Genomic DNA, 18746 nt, shown 5'->3' on the forward strand with positions numbered 1-18746 from the left:
AGGAAAGCGTGCTGGGAAGCCGTCCGGAACTGAAAGAAGAACTGCCGGGCCTGCTGTCCATTTACGACATCAGCGTTAGAAAAGACGGTAAAGCTCTGGAAATCAAGGACAACCCCATGACGGTCAAAATCCCGATGAACGACCACCTGAAGGGCTACAAATACTATCAGGCGGTATATCTGGGTGACCCGCTGGAACGCTTTGATGCAGTGGTGGAAGGAGACTTCCTGGTATTTGAGACTACCCATCTGAGCCAGTATGCTATCCTTGGTTCCAACACACCGTTTGAAACCAGCGAAAAGCCCACCGACCCCACTACTCCTACAGACCCTACAGACCCGACTGACCCAGCCAAGCCCGAACAGCCTGGCAAGCCTTCTGAGAAAACAGAAAGCCCCCAGACCGGCGATAACAGCAATATGTTCCTGTGGGTCGCTCTGCTGTTTGCCAGCGGTGGTGTTCTGACCGTGTTGGGTGTTACAGACAAGAGAAAAAAGAAAGGGATCGCTAAATAACATTGACAAACCCGAAATAGCATTATGATAAGCGGGCAGTGACCGAAAGACTGTCACTGCCCGTTTTCAAAAAACTCGATGTGAATATATGCTGGAAGTGAACATTTCTCGCTTTCGCAAAAAGCAGTCACGCAAACTGATTGAAAATTGAAAGGTTAAAGATAAAGGTCGGTGACGGTAAATATGTCTCCTGAAAAAAGAATAGACAACCGGAGTCACTCTCCAGCATGATTTTAAGACGCTCAGCAAGAAATTACTTGCTGAGCGTTTTTCTTTACTCTCTCGACAAAATGCCGTTCCTTTCAGCGCGAAAACAGGCAGTTCGCCAAAAAATTTACTTAAAGGCATTAGAAATCCGAAAATGCCGTCGTTCTTATTTTATAGAAAACCATCTTGAACAGGAGGTGAACCCGATGTACCTTGCGTCGTTGCTTGAAAACATAAAATATGGGATTTTGCCGTAAGAAACGGCGTTTCCGCCGTCCTTCGGTGACAAGGTAGGAAATGAGAAATAACACAGGAAAGATACAGGTGTTGAAATAGCAAAGACTGTCTTTGCGCAGACACACAGACACCTATATTTTTTTGACCTTCCCGGTCGACAGAATTCAAAACAATATCCGAGAAGCGCCAATAAAAGCACCGAAAAAACGGGAATTTTACTTGGCTTGACTTTTTGCGGCCTTTACGCCTTAAAACAGCGGCAATCCGGCAGCTCTGTCGGCTGCCGCAGCCCTCCGTATCAATCGTTTTTGAAACCAACCAAAAACGATTGAACGGAGGCACATAACCTTGAAAAAACAACCCAAAGCGGTTTATATCATAGAAAACGGCGGGTACACGGAATTGACCTATGAGGAATTCTGTCGCCGTGAGCAAATCTGCCCGTTATATGCGGACAAGCTGTTCCTGCCTCTCTACGGCAGGCTTATGGAGGTATCCAAAGAGGATTACGCAGAATTCTACCGAGCAAAGCGTCGACAGAAATATCTGGACGAACGCTCTGCGGACAACGGCGACTTCTCTTACGATATGCTGACCACCGATGAATTCAGCGGCGAGGACATCCTCATCGCCGAGCAGCCGGATGTATGCGACGCCGTAGTGGAAAGCATTATGACGGACAAGCTCAGGAAAGCCATCCTCAAGCTGACCGATTAGGAACAGCTCCTCATCTACCGCCATTATTACGCCGATATTTCAGGCACCGACCTTGCCGAAATTTACGGCGTATCACAACAGGCAATCAGCAAGCGGATCGCAAAAATCAGAGCAAAGCTCAAAAATCTTTTAGAAAATTAAAAAACTTGGTTGTAGCCCCCTCAACTTTTCGGCATGGAAAGTGAGGGGGCTTTCTCTATAGCCTCCGCCCGTTCTTTGAAAACCGAATAGTACAGCGCATCCTTTACCTTCCTTCTGCCGTCGGCGAAGCCGATAAGCCACACGACCTTTTGAGTCGGACGGTGCGGCGCATCCGCACCGAAGGCCATGAAAAGCAGAAGCAATAATGATACTTGCGTCCAGTCACAGGCCGAGCGTTGAAGCGGTATGAACAAAATGCCGTGAGCCGTCGCAGCCAATGAGGGCGCCTCGCAGAGATCCTGGGAGTGGTGGGATTCCAATGAGGTCAAATGCATGACCGGAGGATGTGTTCCCTTGTTCGGGGCGTCGTGGACAAATACGGACAGAACCAAGAACGATTGATACAAAACACAAGGCGGTCGTTTGCCCAAAAGCACTCGGCCGCCTTTTACTTAAACGGAGGCTAACTATGAAAGAGATTAAACGAGGCGAAATCTATTCCGCCGACTTCGGCGTAGGCTTCGGCAGTGAGCAAGGCGGCGTTCGTCCGGTTTTGATTTTGCAGAATAATACTGGCAACAAGCACAGCCCCACCACCATCGTGGCGGCGATCACAGGCAGAAAGACAAAAGCGGCTCTGCCCACCCATGTAGCGATAATAACAAGCGGTCTCAAGACCGAATCCACCGTCCTGCTCGAACAGATCCGAACGATAGACAAAGCGAGGCTCGGCGAGTATATCGGCAGGCTCGACAGCAAGACCCTCGCCACCGTTGACCGTGCCATTGTAGTGAGCCTCGGTATTAAATATTTGGAGGGGCTGCTCAATGGATAAAAGAACCGACATCAACACTGCATCATTCGCTTACAGCGTGAGCCTTTTACGAATAAGAATCAGCGGCTACCCGCCAGGAGCAGGAACAAAAAGACAGTCTATACATACCGCAGTCCTCCATGGGATTGCGGTATTTTTTTGTTCGACATTTTTTACCACTTTTCATCATTACTTTATTTCGTATGACGATTTTTGTCATGCGTGTGCATCTGCTTTCATGCAGGTGCTTTTTTTTATTTGTCGGAAAATGTCGTGTTGTAATATACACCAGTTTGATTGAGCCTTCCTGCAGAAGCCCTCCATTCTTCTGAATTTTCTTAAAAGTTCAGAAGAATGGAGGCAGACAGCTTGAAAGCTGATAACAAGAAAATATGGATTCGTGGTCAATTTGTAGAAGTCACGAATGAAGGATTTAGCTTCGTAAAAAGGAATATGAAAACAGCGTGGAAAAAGACAGCTAACTCAAGGATTGAATTGCCGGACTATTGTGAGAGAAGTGTTTTTGAAAGTATTGTCAATGCCCTTATTCATCGAGATTACCTGATCAATGGAAGTGAAGTTCATATAGATATATTTGAAGATTGATTTGAGAAACAATTTATATACTAGGTTTTAAACTCTTCATTTCCCAATTAATCTCGTCAAAATATTGAAAATGACGAGATTAAAATTGATTATGACGATGTTATATGATAAGATGAAACTAAGTTAAGTTTGAGATTTTGTAAGGAGATTTCATGAGAACTTTTGATTATAAGAAAAGATATGAACGTTTATTACAACCGGACATCGTTGCTTTAGTGGCGCAGATTCATGAGTATAAAGGGGAGCAGACGCTGTTTGTGGAGGCAAAAGCAGATACGCTTACCCAGCTGCTGGAAGTTGCAAAAATTCAGAGTACGGAGGCATCCAATAAAATCGAAGGAATCTATACTTCGGATGATCGTTTGAAAAAAATCGTTCGTGATAAGACGATGCCGAAAACAAGAAGTGAGAAAGAAATTGCGGGTTATCGAGATGTGTTAAATACGATACATCAAAATTATGATTATATACCCGTAAAATCATCCATCTTCCTTCAACTGCATCGGGATTTGTATAAATTCGCAGGAAATGCGGGCGGCAGTTTTAAGTCATCCGATAATGTGATTGCACAGGAGGATGAACAGGGAAATAAATCGATACGATTTCAGCCGGTTCCGGCATGGGAAACGCCGGCATATATCGACGCAATCTGTGATGCCTTTCAGGATGCCTGCAAGGATTCCCAGTGTGATCCATTGATTCTGATCCCTATGTTTATATTGGATTTCTTGTGTATTCATCCGTTTAATGATGGAAATGGACGTATGAGTCGTTTGCTGACGCTGCTTTTGTTATACCGGGCAGGATATATTGTAGGAATGTATATCAGTATTGAAAAGCTGATTGAACAGACAAAAGAAACTTATTATGAAACTCTGCAGGAGAGTTCTTATAACTGGCATGAAGAGGAAAATAATGATGCACCATTTGTCCGGTATATGCTGGGAGTCATTGTTGCAGCTTACCGTGATTTTTCATCCAGAGTACAGCTGCTAGCTACCAGCGGGATGTCGAAACCTGAGCGTATTCGTGAGATTGTGCGTGGGTCTATAGGAAAGATGACAAGAGCGCAGATTATGGAGAAATGCCCGGATATCAGCCGTGTAACGGTAGAACGTGCTTTGACAGACATGGTGAAAAAAGGTGAAATATTAAAAATCGGAGGCGGTCGTTATACTGCCTATATATGGAACAGGGAGAATGAATCGTATGATAACAGGTGAATTAAAAAATAAAATTGATGGCTTATGGGAAATATTCTGGACCGGAGGACTTACCAACCCGCTAGATGTGATTGAACAGATGACATATCTGATGTTTATCCGTGATCTGGACGATGCAGATAATCTTCATATCAAAGAAAGCGCAATGCTTGGTCTTCCATATGAGAGCATTTTTGCAGAAGAAGTCCTGATCGGGGATCGCCGGATTGCCGGCAATCAGTTGAAATGGAGCGTATTCCATGATTTCCCGGCTCAGAAAATGTACAGTACCATGCAGGAATGGGTGTTCCCATTTATTAAAAATCTTCATGGAAATAAAGAAAGTGCGTATGCCAAATATATGGGTGACGCAATCTTTAAAATACCGACACCACTGATGCTGGATAAAATTGTGACTGCCATGGATGAAATATACGATCAGATGGCACAGCTGAAAAACGCAGATACAAGGGGAGACGTCTATGAGTACCTTTTGTCAAAATTAGCGACAGCAGGAGTAAACGGGCAGTTCCGCACTCCAAGACATATCATTAAAATGATGGTGGAACTGATGGATCCGAAATCGAATGAGATCATCTGTGATCCTGCTTGCGGAACATCTGGTTTTCTGGTGGCTGCCAGTGAATACCTGAAAGAAAATAAAAAAGAAGAAGTATTTTTTGATCGAAAAAATAAAGAGCATTATATGAATCATATGTTCCACGGATTTGATATGGACCGGACCATGCTGCGTATCGGAGCTATGAATATGATGACCCATGGAGTGGACAATCCTTATATCGAATATAGAGACAGTCTTTCTGATCAGAATACAGATAGGGATATGTATAGTCTGATTTTGGCAAATCCGCCGTTTAAGGGAAGTCTTGATTACGATATCGTATCCCAGGATTTGCTGAAAGTTGCGAAGACGAAGAAAACGGAACTTCTGTTTTTAGTACTGTTTTTGAAAATGCTGAAAACAGGTGGAAGATGTGCCTGCATCGTTCCGGATGGAGTTCTGTTTGGATCTTCCAAAGCTCATAAGGCGATTCGCAAAGAACTGGTGGAAGAAAATTGTCTTGAGGCAGTAATCTCCATGCCTTCCGGAGTGTTTAAACCTTATGCAGGAGTCTCCACTGCTATCCTGATCTTTACGAAAACAGGACATGGCGGCACGGATAAAGTATGGTTCTATGACATGAAAGCAGATGGATTCAGCCTGGATGATAAACGGAATCCAATCAATGAAAATGATATACCAGATATTATTCAAAGATTCCGAAATCGAGAGCAGGAGACACAGAGAAAACGGACGGAACAGTCTTTCTTTGTAGAGAAGCAGGATATTGTTGACAATGAGTATGACCTTTCCATTAACAAGTATAAAGAAGTGGAATATGTACCGGTAGAATATCCATCCACACAGGAGATTATGGCGAATCTACATGAACTGGAAATGGAGATTACAAAGAATCTGGCAGAGTTGGATGAGATGCTGGAAATGGATGATGAAGAATAGATACGGATTGGTGAGGGCGATTTATGGAGTATATAAAATTATGTGATATATGTGACTTTCAGGGGGGATCCCAGCCACCAAAGAATGAGTGGTCGTTTGATTTGAAAGCTGGATATATACGAATGCTTCAAATTAGAGATTTTACGCAAAGTGAAAAAGTTACTCCAGAATATATTAAAGTAACAAAAACAACAAAGATTTGTGAAGCAGATGATATTCTTATTGCACGTTATGGTGCTTCGTTGGGGAAAATACTCACAGGTCTTGCTGGAGCTTATAATGTTGCTATTATGCGAGCAATACCTAATGAGAATGTATTGGAAAAAAGATACTTATACTACTATTTAAAGTCCCCGGTTTTTCAAGGATTTCTTTTGAATGTAGGAAGTCGTGCGGCGCAGGCAGGATTTAATAAAAATGATTTACAAGATTTATTGATTCCAAATATTTCAAAAAGAAAACAGTTGGAAATAGTAAGGATTTTAGAACGAGTAGAATTTGTAATTGAAGTACGCAGGCAGGAATTGGAGAAATTAGATGACTTCATTAAAGCCCGATTTATCGAGATGTTTGGAGAGCCGGAAAACAATAATAAGGCATGGCCAGTCAAGTCTTTAGACAAGCTTTGTACTGTAGGCTCGAGCAAGCGAGTATATCAAAGTGAGCAGAGCTCTGAGGGTGTGCCATTTTGGAGAATATCTGATCTAGTGAGCAAAATAGATACAGGAACCGTAGATAGCGAATTGTTTATTTCGGAGATAAAATATACAGAATTGAAACGAGCCGGGCTTGTTCCTGTAACCGGCGATATACTGGTAACTTCTCGCGGAACGCTTGGAAGATGCTATATAGTCCATGATGAAGACTGTTTTTACTTTCAAGATGGAATGATAAGCTGGTTGACCAATTATTCCGAAGAAATTACGCCTCTATATTTGCAATACTTATTTACTATGAGTGGATTCAGGAAACAAATTGACAATGCGCAAGCTGGCTCGACAGTTGCATATCTTTCTATTGCAATGCTGAAAAAACTGCAAGTTATGGTTCCGAATAAGGCACTGCAAGAACAATTCGCCGCCTTTGTCGAGCAAGTCGATAAATCAAAAGTTGCTGTGCAAAAAGCAATAGACGAGACACAGCTATTATTTGATAGTTTAATGCAGAAATATTTTGGATAAGGTGAATTTCTATGAAGATAGATAAAAATAAACCATTACCAGACCATACTAAACTTGATTATGATGAATGTTGTGCATTACTTGTTTTGAAAGAGAGATTTCCGGATAGATATAGCACATTAAAAATATCTGATAAACCAGATTTGCAGGGAGTAAATGTTGGAGTGGAAGTAACAATTGCAGATGACAGGAACCATCAAGAAGCATTAAATAATTGGCTGAAAGCTTACCACTGTGATGATGAAAAAAAGCGGAAATGTTACATTAAACGTATGAAACAATTAGGGGTTGAATATACAGGGGGGATTCAGTTTTGGCCTGGACATGTGCCATCGCTTAAGCATGTTAAGGAAAGCGTAAACACAAAGATAGGAAAGTTGAAATCCAGAAATTATGAAGAGTTTCCAAGCTATGAGCTTTTTATATTCACAGATACTTGGATGTACGAAAATATATTAAAAGAGATGGAAAGTTTTTTGGCAGACAGTAATGTGTTTAAATATTTTAATCGGGTATATGTATTTGAACAGGGGTCTAATTTGCATATATTTGAAGAAAATAATTATCAAAGAGTGGTAATCGATATGACGGAGCAATCGGAACGGAATATAAGAGCTAGAAGGATGGTTGAACAAGCTGAAGATCAGGAATAAGAAATAGAAATATTTTAAACATATATTTGGAAGTTGATGCTAAGTAATGGCAGAGGAGTTCTATTGGAAGTGAGTTAGAAGAATAATAAGAATGGGGTGATTTTCATGACCAACTTTGATTTCCTTAAGAAAGAACCACAATTTGATTCTTTCGCAGATGTGGCCATTTCGGCTGAGAAAATATTACATATTGATAGGGAGGCCAGTGTGATCAATTGCCGCCGGGCTATGGAGTTCGCCATCAAATGGATGTATTCCGTGGATGGTTCGCTTGTCATGCCGTATCAGGATACGTTGGTCAGTTTGATGAGCACAGAAGAGTTCCGGGATATTGTAGATCCGGATCTTTGGAGAAGACTGGATTTTATCCGTAGAGTGGGAAACAATGCGGCTCATAATGGCAAGAAGATTACCCTGGATCAAGCAAAATTATGTCTGGAAAATCTGTATATTTTTCTGGATTTTGTGGCGTATTGTTATGCCAAAGATTATACGGAAGGAGAGTTTCATGCAGAACTGCTTGAAGAACAGAAACAGTCTGTTTTAGAAGAAGTACCTCCAATTTCGGAAATTGATCTGAAAGCTCTCATCGCAGAAAATCAGTCATTGAAAGAGCAACTGACTGCAAGACGTGAAGAGCAGCAACAGACCTATGTACCCAAACCTCTTGATTTGTCCGAATATAAGACAAGAAAGATTTACATCGATACCATGCTGATAGATGCCGGATGGACAGAAGGGAAAAACTGGATCAATGAAGTGGAGCTTCCGGGAATGCCAAATAAATCGGAGGTGGGTTATGCAGACTATGTACTCTATGACGATGCTCATAGACCGCTTGCGGTAATTGAGGCAAAACGTACCTGTGTGGATGTGGCAAAAGGACGCCAGCAGGCAAAACTGTATGCAGATATTCTGGAAAAACAGTACGGCAGAAGACCGGTTATTTTCCTGACCAATGGATTTGATACGAGGATTGATGACGGGCAGTATCCGGAACGAAAAGTATCTATGATCTATTCCAAACGAGATCTGGAAAAGTGGTTCAATCTGCAGTCTATGAAGACAAGTCTCAAGAAAATTACTGTAGATAAGAATATTGCGGGACGGTATTACCAAGAAGGTGCGGTGAAGGCAGTCTGTGACAGCTTTGGAAATAAGAATCGTAGAAAAGCATTGCTTGTCATGGCGACGGGTTCCGGGAAAACAAGAACGGTTATTTCCTTGTGCGATGTGCTGCTGCAGCATGGCTGGGTAAAGAATATCCTGTTCCTGGCAGATCGAAATTCTCTGGTCACACAGGCAAAACGAAGTTTTGTGAATCTTCTTCCGGATTTATCTGTGACTAATCTATGCGAGGAAAAGGATAACTATCAGGCTCATTGTGTTTTCTCTACTTATCAGACCATGATGAATTGTATTGATTCTGTAAAGGATGAGGATGGAAAACTATTCACCTGCGGACATTTTGATCTGGTAATCTGTGATGAAGCCCATCGGTCTATTTATAATAAATACAAAGATATTTTTACCTATTTTGATGCGCCACTGGTAGGCTTGACAGCTACGCCAAAGGACGAAATTGATAAGAATACCTACAATATTTTTGAACTGGAAAATGGTGTGCCCACATATGGGTATGAACTGGCACAGGCCGTCAAAGACGGATATCTGGTAGATTTTCTTTCCGTAGAATCTTCTTTGAAATTTATTGAAAAGGGAATTGTGTATGATGAATTATCAGAAGAAGACAAGGAAGCTTATGAAGCTACATTTGAAGACGAGAACGGAGAACTTCCTGAAAAAATCAGTTCTTCTGCATTGAATTCCTGGCTGTTTAATGAGGATACCATAAAGAAGGTCCTGCATATTCTTATGACCAAAGGGATTCGTATCAATTATGGAGAAACTTTAGGAAAGACGATTATCTTTGCTAAGAATCACGACCATGCGGAAAAGATTCTGGAGATTTTCGGAAAAGAATATCCGAATCTTCCGGGATATGCGAAAGTCATTGATAATTATATGACTTATGCGCAGAGTGCTATTGATGAATTTTCAGAGCCAAATAAACTTCCTCAGATTGCTATTTCCGTAGATATGCTGGACACAGGAATCGATGTGCCGGAAGTATTGAATCTTGTCTTTTTTAAGAAAGTTATGAGTAAAGCAAAATTCTGGCAGATGATAGGACGCGGAACTCGTCTGTGTCCCGGGTTGCTGGATGGAGAGGACAAGCAGAAATTTTATATTTTTGATTTTTGTGGCAATTTTGAGTTTTTCCGCATGAACAAAGGAAAGGCAACCGCTAACATGATGGCGCTGCAGGGAGCGATTTTTAATCTGGAATTTCAGATCACTTACAAATTGCAGGATATGGAATATCAGACAGAACGATTGATTGCTTACCGGAATGCATTGATACAGCATATGAGTGAAAAAGTACAGGAATTGAATCGGATTAGAGATAACTTTGCTGTTCGTCAGCATTTAAAATATGTGGATCTGTATTCCGATCAGTCCAACTATCAGACTCTGAGTTATGAGGATACGCTGCTTGTAAGGGAAGAACTGGCTCCTCTGATTCTGCCGGATGGAGATGAGGCAAGTGCAGTTCGGTTTGATGCACTGATGTACGGCATAGAGCTGGCATATTTAATAGGAAAAAAATATGGAAAAGCTCGGAGTGATCTGTTGAAAAAAGTCAGTGCGATTTCTACGGTGGCCAATATACCGGAAATTATGGTACAGGCAGAGCTGATTAATCAGATTCTCCATACGGATTATCTGGAACGTGCCGGAATCAATGAATTTGAACATATTCGGGAAAGTCTTCGTGATCTGATGAAGTATCTTCCTAAAAAGAAAGTGCGTTATGACACGAATTTTGAGGATGATATTCTGTCCATTGAATGGAAAGAGTCAGAACTGGAGAACGATGATTTGAAGAACTATAAGGCAAAGGCAGAATATTATGTCCGTCAGCACCAGGATGACCTTGTTATTGCGAAACTGAAAAAGAACAAGCCGATGACTCAGGATGATATCAAAACATTGGAAAAAATTCTGTGGAGTGATCTGGGAACGAAGGATGAATATGAAGCAGAGTATGGGGACAAGCCTCTTGGAGAATTTGTTCGTGAAATCGTGGGCCTGGATATGAACGCTGCTAAAGAAGCATTTTCTGAGTACCTGAATGAAGCTAATCTGGATAGCAGACAGATTTACTTTGTGAATCAGATTGTGGAATATATCGTACATAATGGTTTGATGAAAGATTTATCTGTGCTGCAGGAATCACCATTCACAGATCAGGGAAGTGTTGTGGATATCTTTACTGATTTGAATGTATGGATGGGGATAAGAAAGGTTATTGAAGCGATAAATGATAATGCGAAGGTGGCGTAGAAAATATTATAAATATCCGATAGTTCATTTGAAAAATGAAGGATTATCTTAAATGTTAATTAGTTTTAATTATGGGAGAATATTAAAATATGTACATAAGAAGAATCATTGATAAAAATATAGGACCAATTGAAAAAATAGATCTCTCTTTTGCATTTGGTGATGAGGGAAATCCTAAACCATTGGTACTTGTGGGTCAAAATGGAAGTGGAAAATCCATTTTTCTATCACATATAGTAGATGCGTTTTTTGAGATGGCAGACAAAGCATTTGATAATGCATGTGCAGGAAGCAAAGGGGGAGGACATCAATATTATAAGGCAATCAGTTCGTCTCAGATAGCTATTGGGAAGGAATATATGTATTCCTATATATCGTTTGATGATGAAGGATTAATTAACTATATTTTTAAGGCAGGCCATTTATCTAAGGAGAAATTTGATGAAGAGAGCGGATGTGTATTAGAAGACTCTCTGTCATGGGGAAAAGAGAATAATTATAAAAATGTAAATATTGATTCAGAGAAAAGTGAATATATTTTTAGGAAAGATGTTATATGTTATTTTGGACCCGATCGGTATGAAAAACCAAATTGGATGGGAGAAAAATATTACCAATCATTGGAAAGCGAACATCTGTCCATTAATGAAAAATGGGCAAGGCAGCTACAAAATCCTATTATTATAAAAGATGTTACAGAAAGAAACTTGCAGTGGTTAATGGATGTAATTGCAGATTCAAGAGCAGATATTGAAAATAATGGAGATATGTTACGAATTGCGCATATTTCAGTAGGTGATTTATTGCTCTTAACTACCGCAAGAAAAAATTTGGAATTAATAATGAGTAAAATTTTAGGAAAAGAGGTTTATTTTGGCCTTAATCTACGTAATCAAGGATTTTCTAGATTTAACATTAGATTAAAATCAGATGATTCCATAATCGTCCCTACATTAAATGCACTTTCTACAGGACAAATAGCTCTTTTTAATATGTTTTCAACAATTGTTAGATATGCAGACTTAAATGATGTAAATAAAAGTATACGTTTGGAAAATATAACTGGGATAGTTGTTATTGATGAAATAGAATTGCATTTACACACATATTTACAAAAAGAAGTATTACCTGAGTTGATTAAACTTTTCCCTAAGGTACAGTTTATTATTACGACTCATGCACCGCTTTTCTTATTAGGAATGGAGAAAACTTTTGGATCACAAAATTATGAAATATATGAAATGCCAACAGCAACAAAAATAAATGTTGAATGTTTTTCGGAGTTTAAAAGAGCCTATGATTATTTTAGAGAAACACAATTATACCAGCAGGAAATCAAAAACGCTATAGATAATAATACTGCCAAGGCATTGATTATTACAGAAGGATCTACCGATTGGAAACATATGTGCGCAGCATATCAAGCGTTGAAAAAAAGTGGGGAAAATTCTGAATTATTCGAAAACATGGAATTTGAATTTTTAGAATATGAACCTAAAAATAGCAAAGGCGAGAATTCATTAAAATTAGAAATGGGGTGTTCACAACTTGCTGCAATGTGTGAAAATTATGCAAAATTAAGGCAAAGAAGAAAACTTATATTTATAGCGGATAGAGACGATTCAACTATAAATAGGAAGTTGTTAGGGGAAAATAAAGAATTTAAAGATTGGGGAAATAATGTTTATTCTTTAATATTACCGCTACCACCGCATAGAGAATCTACTCCTGCAATATGTATTGAGCATTATTACAAAGATGATGAAATAAAGACTCCGATTAGTATTAACGGAATGGAGAGAAGATTATTTATCGGAAATGAGTTTGATAAAAATGGAATAAATTATCAAAAGGATATCTTATGTGAGAAAAAAAGTGTTTGTGGAGAGGATAAAATCAATATTATTGAGGGGAGTAGTGGTGAAAAAGTTATACGTTTGTCTAATTCTGCAAGCGGTAACTTAGCTTTGCCCAAGATGGAGTTTGCAACTAGAATTTTGGAAAAATCTGAGCCGTTTGATAAGTTTGATTTCAGCAGTTTTGTGCCATTGTTTAGTATTATAAAAAAAATTCTTGATTTACCGATGCGATAAATTCGGAATTTATTTAAAATAATCTAAAACAGAGGATGCTTTTTGCAGTAGATTTTATTTATAACCTAAAATAGGTTACCGTTAAAATATTAAAATAAAATTTATAGATATATCTATCAAATATAGTTTTAGACCTGTAAGAATTACCATTGAAAGAGGAATAAATCCTATAAGGAGCGTGCCTTTAATTTATTGGCATAGTCTTTGCTATGAGATAATAGGAATTTTTTGATAAATTTCAAATAAAATCTTCGCTTTTTGCCCCTTCTCTGATATAATACATACATGGCAACGCGACGGCAACTGAGGATCAGCAAGTCAGCGCACAATATGAAAAAGAGATAAATGAAATCGGAAAGCTCATAAAACTTAAACAAATTTGTTTAATTTTTGGAGAAAAGAACCGAGTGGGAGTGATCCTGCTTGAAACCGGAGGCCTTCTGTGCTAACATGATTTCTGTGTTCAGGGATGGAGCAGATGAATCAGGAGGTACTGGCGATATGAAACCCGTGTATTTATCAATCCAGACAGAAGCAACCGGAAATAGGATCAGGCGCCTGCTGCAGGAGAGAGGGCTCACAGTGAGGGATGTCCAGACGGCATACGGCTTTGAATATCCGCAGGCAGTTTACAAATGGCTGTCCGGCAGTTCGCTGCCAAGCCTTGACAACATGGTGATCCTAAGCAGGATACTACATACATCGATCGAAGACATTCTTGTCGTCGAAGAACATACGGAGGCTGGAAACAGCAGCTCCGGGATTGTATATCCCGGAGCTGTTTTGTTTTTCATTAAACTGTCAGTTGAATGATTTTTCCGGGGAAAGATGCTACTCTGTTAGCAGAGAGCAGAAAGAAAAGCGGAGGTGGAATGCCATGAGAAAAATGACATCGGCAGGAGCGAACAAGCTTCTGAGAAAGCTGAGGGAGGACAGGGACTTCTGGACCCGGAAGGAAGACGAGCGCCAGATCTACATCGCTGCGGCGGACGAGGCGCCGGTCATTCCCGAGTATGACTATGAGGAGACTGCCAGGAAAATCGCTGAGATCGACGACGAGATCCTGCGGATCAAGCATGCGATCAATCAGGCCAATGTCAGTCACACGATTTCCGTGAAGGGCAGGGAGATGACCATCGATACGGTGCTCGTCCGGATGGCGCAGCTAAGCGGCAGAAAAGCGGTTCTTGGCATCATGAGAAGCCGCCAGCCAAAGAGCAGGGTGAATGACTACATGTCTGTGCGAAAAGCGGCCCCCGAGTACCAGTACATCAACTACGATCTGGAGACGGTCAACAGCGAATATGAGAAGGTTGACTCCGAGATCATGGAAATGCAGATAGAACTGGACCGCTATAACCAGACTGTTATGTTTGACGTGGATATGTAAGGGATTTTCCGTGCCGGCCGGGCATTTTTGTCAGACATAAATATTTTCATGTGATCGCAAAGGGTTTACTGTTTTTGTCTACAGTTATTATGTTATTGATCATATGTTCATGTTCAGTGTCAGCAGGAGAGGGAATGTGTGCATTTCGCATAGCAGATCGGCAGAAAACTTTGCCCTCGGGCAGCAGACATGGAAGTTCGGTTTCACATGTCTTATCTTGTATTACCAATGATTGACTTTCGGCCCTGAGCTTGTTAGGATATCTGTATACAGAAGCCCTTCGCTGTGCGGCGGCGGGTTTTTTTGCACTGGCGACGAGCCAAAGTCCGGGCTTGCCCGAGACCTTGGCGACCGCCTACAATCCCGGAATGTGCCTTTCGGCACTTCCGGTGATTTGTGATAGGAGAAATGAAAGATGAGAGAGACATGTATGAAAACACGCCCGGCCTGCCTGGCCGGCAGACAGCACAGCGCGGTCCTGTCGGAACGGTTTGTATTCCGCGATATCCTGCCGGAGGAGGCGGATCAGGCGGCAGAGGTGGAGCAGATCTGCTTCCCGCCCAACGAGGCCTGCGCGCCGGAGATGATGAGGCGCAGGGCGGCTGTTGCCCCGGAGTTCTTCCTTGTGGCGGTGGACCGGGAGACGGGGAAGATCGCCGGCTTCCTCAACGGGCTTGCCACGAACGAGAGGACGCTGCGGGATGACTTCTTCCGGGATGCCGGCCTTCACGATCCGGAAGGGGAGAACGTCATGCTCCTGGGGCTGGATGTTCTGCCTGCATACCGGCGGCAGGGACTGGCCACGGAAATCATGCTCCGCTATCTGGAGCGGGAGTGGAAGCGGGGACGGAAGCTGGTGGTGCTGACCTGTCTGGAAGGAAAGGTCGGGATGTACGAGAAGATGGGATACCGGGATCTTGGCATTTCGCAGTCCAGTTGGGGCGGCGAACAGTGGCATGAGATGAGCTGCAGGCTGCATGGGGTATAACTGCAGGCTGCAGGAGATATAACTGCAGGTTAAAAAATATTCCCGCAGCTTAATGACGGCTCAATAAAAACGAAGGGAGAAAGGTCTGACACAGGAGCAGGTGGCCGCGTGCCTTGGAGTGACGGCCCCGGCAGTCAATAAGTGGGAGAGCGGCGCCTCCCTGCCGGATCTTGCGCTGCTTCTTCCGCTGTCCCGGCTGCTGGAGACAGATCCAAACACGCTTCTTGGATTTCACGGGGATCTGACGAAGGAAGAGGCTATGCTCTATATCAATGAGATCGCGCAGACAGCCAAAGACAAAGGAATGGAGGAAACCCTGTCCCTGATCCGGAAGCGGGTACGGGAATATCCATCCTGCGGGACGCTGCTGTATCAGGCGGCGACTTTGCTTCGCGGTATGGCCATCCTGTTCCCCGTGTCAGAAGCCCGGGCAGATGCCGGAATACCAGCCGCTGGATAAGAAGAGTCTTCAGATCCAGATGTATATACAGCAGAAGAAAAACGAGGACGCGGCTGTGCTGCTGGAGAGAAAACTGAACAGTTCGATCCAGGAAATCTTTCTGATGCTGGATCAGCTTGCCACGGTGACTGTGCGGGAAGGGAACACAGAAAGAGCCCGGGAACTGGCCCGGTACAGCCGGCAGGTGATGGAGATCTATCCGTGGGACTACAGCACGTTTGTTGTGGAATTTACGGTGGCAGCCGAAGCGCGTGAGGCAGATCGATGCCTGGAGCTTCTGGAGCAGATGCTGCAGGCCCTGTCTGTACCATTCCGGCTGGAGAAGTCGGTTCTGTTCGCGCACCAGCCGGCAAAAGAACCGGATCCGGCTATGGGGCGGCAGATAAAGGAGACGCTGCTCACCGCGCTTGAGAGGGATGAGGAATACGCGTTTATCAGAGAGCAGGAAGGATATCAGGAGCTTAGAAGAAAGTACGCAGACAGATAAATGTTTTGCCTTTTGCAGTGAATATGGTATAATGATTGCACCTGAGTGCAATCCAGCCCGGTTGCCGGGCTGCCCTGCTGCGCAGGGATTATACCGGCAATCCACGGCTTGGGAAGTAAATGCTGCCTGCGGCAGCGCTTCCTTCCCTGCGCACGTGGTATAATAACCACTATATGACATGAAGAGAAAGGGGCCGGGAGGGCTTTTTGCCCTCCCGGATGAAAAACGATGAAGACTTTACTGATACTTGGGGCCGGCGGGTTCGGCCATATGATCCAGGAGACGGCGCTGCTGATCGGCTATGAAGAGGCGGTGTTCCTGGACGATGCGGCGAAGGGGAAAGACGTCGTGGGAAAATGCTGCGATTACGAGAGCTTTCTCGGAAAGTACGACACGGCGGTGGCGGCCCTCGGCGACAACAACATGCGCCTGCTCTGGACGGAGAAGCTGATGGAGGCAGGGTACAAGGTGCCGGCCATCGTCCATCCGTCGGCGGTAGTCAGCCCAAGCGCACAGATCGGGGCCGGCAGCTTTGTCATGCAGCGGGCGGTAGTCAACACCCGCACGGTGGTGGAGCACGGCGTTCTCGTCAACAGCGGCGCAGTCATCGACCATGACTCCCGTATCGGCTGCGGCGCCCACATCGGCCTGGGAAGCGTGGTGAAGGCGAACTGCCAGATCGCGCCCCGCACAAAAGTCGAGGCGGGGGAGGTCATCTTTTCCACGAGGCGGAAGATAGACGGCGTGGACGACCGGAATCTGGAAGATGCAATCTACGCTTTCGGCCTGGGCAACCGGTGCAGCTATGTGAAGCCATTCGGCGCCGGACACATCAACGCAACGTACGCAGTGTACACGCCGGGCGGGGAAGAGGACGAACTGTCCTACGTGCTGCAGCGGGTAAACAGCAATGTGTTCAGGGATCCGGCGGGAGTCATGGACAATATCTTCGGCGTGACCGAGTATCTGAGAAATGTGATCCGGCGGGAGGGCGGCGATCCGGACCGGGAGACCCTCTCCTACATCAAGACAAAGAGCGGGAGCAACTACTTTGAGGACAGCGAGGGAGAGCCCTGGAGATGCTATAATTTTATCCCGGATTCCGTGTGCTACCAGCTTGTGGAGGATCCGGAGCAGTTCTACCAGTCCGGCAGCAGCTTCGGCCATTTCCTGAAGCAGCTCTCAGACTATCCGGCATCCAGGCTTCACGAGACGATCCCGGATTTCCACAATACAGTCAAGCGGTTTGACGCGTTCCAGGTGGCGCTGAAGCGGGATCTGAAAAACCGGGCCGCGTCCTGCCAGCCGGAGATCGGCTTTGTGCTGGCAAGGCAGAAGGACTGCGGCGTGCTCGTGCGCCAGCAGGAGGAGGGAGCGCTCCCCCTGCGCGTGACCCACAACGACACAAAGCTGAACAACATCCTGTTTGACGAGCTGACAGGGAGAGGGCTGTGCATCATCGATCTGGATACGATCATGCCGGGCCTTGCGGCCAACGACTTCGGCGATTCCATCCGCTTCGGCGCGGCCACAGCGGAGGAGGATGAGCAGGATCTGGACAAGATGCATTTTGACATCAGCCTCTATGAACTGTATGTGAAGGGCTATCTGGAGGAGACGAAGGATGTCCTGACGCCGGCGGAGATCCGGAGCCTTCCGTGGGGAGCCCGCCTGATGACGCTGGAGTGTGGCATCCGCTTCCTGACAGATTACCTGCAGGGAGACACCTACTTTAAGACGGAGTATCCGGAGCACAACCTGGTCCGCGCCAGGACCCAGTTCCGGCTCGTGGATGAGATGGAGCAGCAGTTTGACCGCATGGAAGAGATCGTGCAGGCATATGCGAAATAGAATAGAATAAAAAAAGGGGAGTTCCGGACTGGAACTCCTCTTTTACGTGGAGTGGATGCCCTCCACGGTGATCCGCCTGAAGAACCGGGACAGCCCCAGATTTACCGTCTCGCTGACGTAAAGGGGGACCCGGTAGATCAGGATCTCGCCGAAATCGTGGGGGAAGGAAGTATCCCAAAGTTTGTGTAAACCTTCAAACTGATGTAAGATAGACTTACCAGTTTGGAGGTTTATTTTATGGCAAGGAAAAAAGATACCCCACAAAAAGCAGCCC

General features: G+C 43.9%; 19 protein-coding genes. 17 read left to right on the top strand and 2 right to left on the bottom strand.

Annotation, left to right across the window (positions count from 1 at the left end; genetic code table 11):
* From H6A20_RS12295 to H6A20_RS14020, 3 genes are all read left to right on the top strand, one after another.
* On the top strand, positions 1–515 hold a 515-nt coding region (locus H6A20_RS12295), incomplete at its 5' end, for an LPXTG cell wall anchor domain-containing protein (protein ID WP_204907411.1).
* A 792-nt stretch (positions 516–1307) separates the two neighbouring features.
* Positions 1308–1676 carry a hypothetical protein gene (locus tag H6A20_RS12300; RefSeq protein WP_083582569.1) on the top strand — a complete coding sequence of 123 codons (369 nt, stop codon included), beginning with the start codon at positions 1308–1310 and terminating at the stop codon, positions 1674–1676.
* 12 nt (positions 1677–1688) lie between these two features.
* Entirely contained in the window at positions 1689–1817 is a 129-nt protein-coding gene (locus H6A20_RS14020; protein WP_083582714.1) for an HTH domain-containing protein, read from the top strand.
* A 20-nt stretch (positions 1818–1837) separates the two neighbouring features.
* Here the strand turns inward: H6A20_RS14020 and H6A20_RS12310 are convergent, their stop codons facing one another.
* Positions 1838–2248 carry a hypothetical protein gene (locus H6A20_RS12310; protein WP_076779340.1) on the bottom strand — a complete coding sequence of 137 codons (411 nt, stop codon included), beginning with the start codon at positions 2246–2248 and terminating at the stop codon, positions 1838–1840.
* 38 nt (positions 2249–2286) lie between these two features.
* Between H6A20_RS12310 and H6A20_RS12315 the strand changes: the two genes are divergently transcribed.
* The 14 genes from H6A20_RS12315 to H6A20_RS12380 all read left to right on the top strand — a co-directional run bounded on the left by H6A20_RS12315 (position 2287) and on the right by H6A20_RS12380 (position 18472).
* Entirely contained in the window at positions 2287–2652 is a 366-nt protein-coding gene (locus H6A20_RS12315) for a type II toxin-antitoxin system PemK/MazF family toxin (protein WP_076779338.1), read from the top strand.
* Between the two features lie 348 nt (positions 2653–3000).
* The gene (locus tag H6A20_RS12320) at positions 3001–3237 is read left to right on the top strand and encodes a hypothetical protein (protein ID WP_338106710.1); all 237 of its coding nucleotides are present in this window, start codon (positions 3001–3003) and stop codon (positions 3235–3237) included.
* A 152-nt stretch (positions 3238–3389) separates the two neighbouring features.
* Positions 3390–4460 (top strand): Fic family protein, encoded by a 1071-nt coding sequence (locus H6A20_RS12325; protein ID WP_204907412.1) that lies wholly within the window; start codon positions 3390–3392, stop codon positions 4458–4460.
* Complete coding sequence (locus tag H6A20_RS12330) at positions 4447–5961, top strand: class I SAM-dependent DNA methyltransferase (RefSeq protein ID WP_204907413.1); 1515 nt, start codon at positions 4447–4449, stop codon at positions 5959–5961. Before H6A20_RS12325 ends, H6A20_RS12330 begins: the two co-directional genes overlap by 14 nt.
* Before the next feature lie 23 nt (positions 5962–5984).
* The gene (locus H6A20_RS12335; RefSeq protein WP_204907414.1) at positions 5985–7142 is read left to right on the top strand and encodes a restriction endonuclease subunit S; all 1158 of its coding nucleotides are present in this window, start codon (positions 5985–5987) and stop codon (positions 7140–7142) included.
* A gap of 11 nt (positions 7143–7153) precedes the next feature.
* Positions 7154–7795 (top strand): hypothetical protein, encoded by a 642-nt coding sequence (locus tag H6A20_RS12340; protein WP_204907415.1) that lies wholly within the window; start codon positions 7154–7156, stop codon positions 7793–7795.
* A 105-nt stretch (positions 7796–7900) separates the two neighbouring features.
* Positions 7901–11203 carry a DEAD/DEAH box helicase family protein gene (locus H6A20_RS12345; RefSeq protein WP_204907416.1) on the top strand — a complete coding sequence of 1101 codons (3303 nt, stop codon included), beginning with the start codon at positions 7901–7903 and terminating at the stop codon, positions 11201–11203.
* A gap of 89 nt (positions 11204–11292) precedes the next feature.
* Positions 11293–13296 (top strand): AAA family ATPase, encoded by a 2004-nt coding sequence (locus H6A20_RS12350; RefSeq protein ID WP_204907417.1) that lies wholly within the window; start codon positions 11293–11295, stop codon positions 13294–13296.
* A gap of 501 nt (positions 13297–13797) precedes the next feature.
* Positions 13798–14109, top strand: coding sequence for a helix-turn-helix domain-containing protein (locus H6A20_RS12355; protein ID WP_204907418.1), 312 nt, complete (start codon positions 13798–13800; stop codon positions 14107–14109).
* Between the two features lie 64 nt (positions 14110–14173).
* Complete coding sequence (locus H6A20_RS12360) at positions 14174–14686, top strand: hypothetical protein (protein ID WP_204907419.1); 513 nt, start codon at positions 14174–14176, stop codon at positions 14684–14686.
* A 415-nt stretch (positions 14687–15101) separates the two neighbouring features.
* Complete coding sequence (locus H6A20_RS12365) at positions 15102–15674, top strand: GNAT family N-acetyltransferase (protein WP_338106711.1); 573 nt, start codon at positions 15102–15104, stop codon at positions 15672–15674.
* Positions 15675–15774: 100 nt separating this feature from the next.
* The gene (locus H6A20_RS12370; RefSeq protein ID WP_420846601.1) at positions 15775–16134 is read left to right on the top strand and encodes a hypothetical protein; all 360 of its coding nucleotides are present in this window, start codon (positions 15775–15777) and stop codon (positions 16132–16134) included.
* Complete coding sequence (locus H6A20_RS12375; RefSeq protein ID WP_204907420.1) at positions 16109–16621, top strand: hypothetical protein; 513 nt, start codon at positions 16109–16111, stop codon at positions 16619–16621. The genes H6A20_RS12370 and H6A20_RS12375 overlap by 26 nt, the downstream gene beginning before the upstream one ends.
* Positions 16622–16849: 228 nt before the next feature.
* Positions 16850–18472: a phosphotransferase gene (locus H6A20_RS12380; RefSeq protein WP_204907421.1), complete on the top strand. Its 1623-nt coding sequence runs from the start codon at positions 16850–16852 to the stop codon at positions 18470–18472.
* A gap of 42 nt (positions 18473–18514) precedes the next feature.
* On the opposite strand, the gene H6A20_RS12385 is transcribed toward H6A20_RS12380, so the two are convergent.
* Positions 18515–18746 (bottom strand): hypothetical protein (locus tag H6A20_RS12385; RefSeq protein WP_204907422.1); only part of this gene is annotated, 232 nt, incomplete at its 5' end.

This window comes from Mordavella massiliensis (assembly GCF_016901695.1).
GTDB lineage: Bacteria > Bacillota > Clostridia > Lachnospirales > Lachnospiraceae > Claveliimonas > Claveliimonas massiliensis_A.

What these genes read in the sequence shown, in the direction of transcription:
- H6A20_RS12315 (WP_076779338.1), top strand. Translation starts at nt 2,287, where the DNA reads ATGAAAGAGATTAAACGAGGCGAAATCTATTCCGCCGACTTCGGCGTA.
- H6A20_RS12325 (WP_204907412.1), top strand. Translation starts at nt 3,390, where the DNA reads ATGAGAACTTTTGATTATAAGAAAAGATATGAACGTTTATTACAACCG.
- H6A20_RS12330 (WP_204907413.1), top strand. Translation starts at nt 4,447, where the DNA reads ATGATAACAGGTGAATTAAAAAATAAAATTGATGGCTTATGGGAAATA.
- H6A20_RS12335 (WP_204907414.1), top strand. Translation starts at nt 5,985, where the DNA reads ATGGAGTATATAAAATTATGTGATATATGTGACTTTCAGGGGGGATCC.
- H6A20_RS12340 (WP_204907415.1), top strand. Translation starts at nt 7,154, where the DNA reads ATGAAGATAGATAAAAATAAACCATTACCAGACCATACTAAACTTGAT.
- H6A20_RS12345 (WP_204907416.1), top strand. Translation starts at nt 7,901, where the DNA reads ATGACCAACTTTGATTTCCTTAAGAAAGAACCACAATTTGATTCTTTC.
- H6A20_RS12350 (WP_204907417.1), top strand. Translation starts at nt 11,293, where the DNA reads ATGTACATAAGAAGAATCATTGATAAAAATATAGGACCAATTGAAAAA.
- H6A20_RS12355 (WP_204907418.1), top strand. Translation starts at nt 13,798, where the DNA reads ATGAAACCCGTGTATTTATCAATCCAGACAGAAGCAACCGGAAATAGG.
- H6A20_RS12360 (WP_204907419.1), top strand. Translation starts at nt 14,174, where the DNA reads ATGAGAAAAATGACATCGGCAGGAGCGAACAAGCTTCTGAGAAAGCTG.
- H6A20_RS12365 (WP_338106711.1), top strand. Translation starts at nt 15,102, where the DNA reads ATGAGAGAGACATGTATGAAAACACGCCCGGCCTGCCTGGCCGGCAGA.
- H6A20_RS12375 (WP_204907420.1), top strand. Translation starts at nt 16,109, where the DNA reads ATGCCGGAATACCAGCCGCTGGATAAGAAGAGTCTTCAGATCCAGATG.
- H6A20_RS12380 (WP_204907421.1), top strand. Translation starts at nt 16,850, where the DNA reads ATGAAGACTTTACTGATACTTGGGGCCGGCGGGTTCGGCCATATGATC.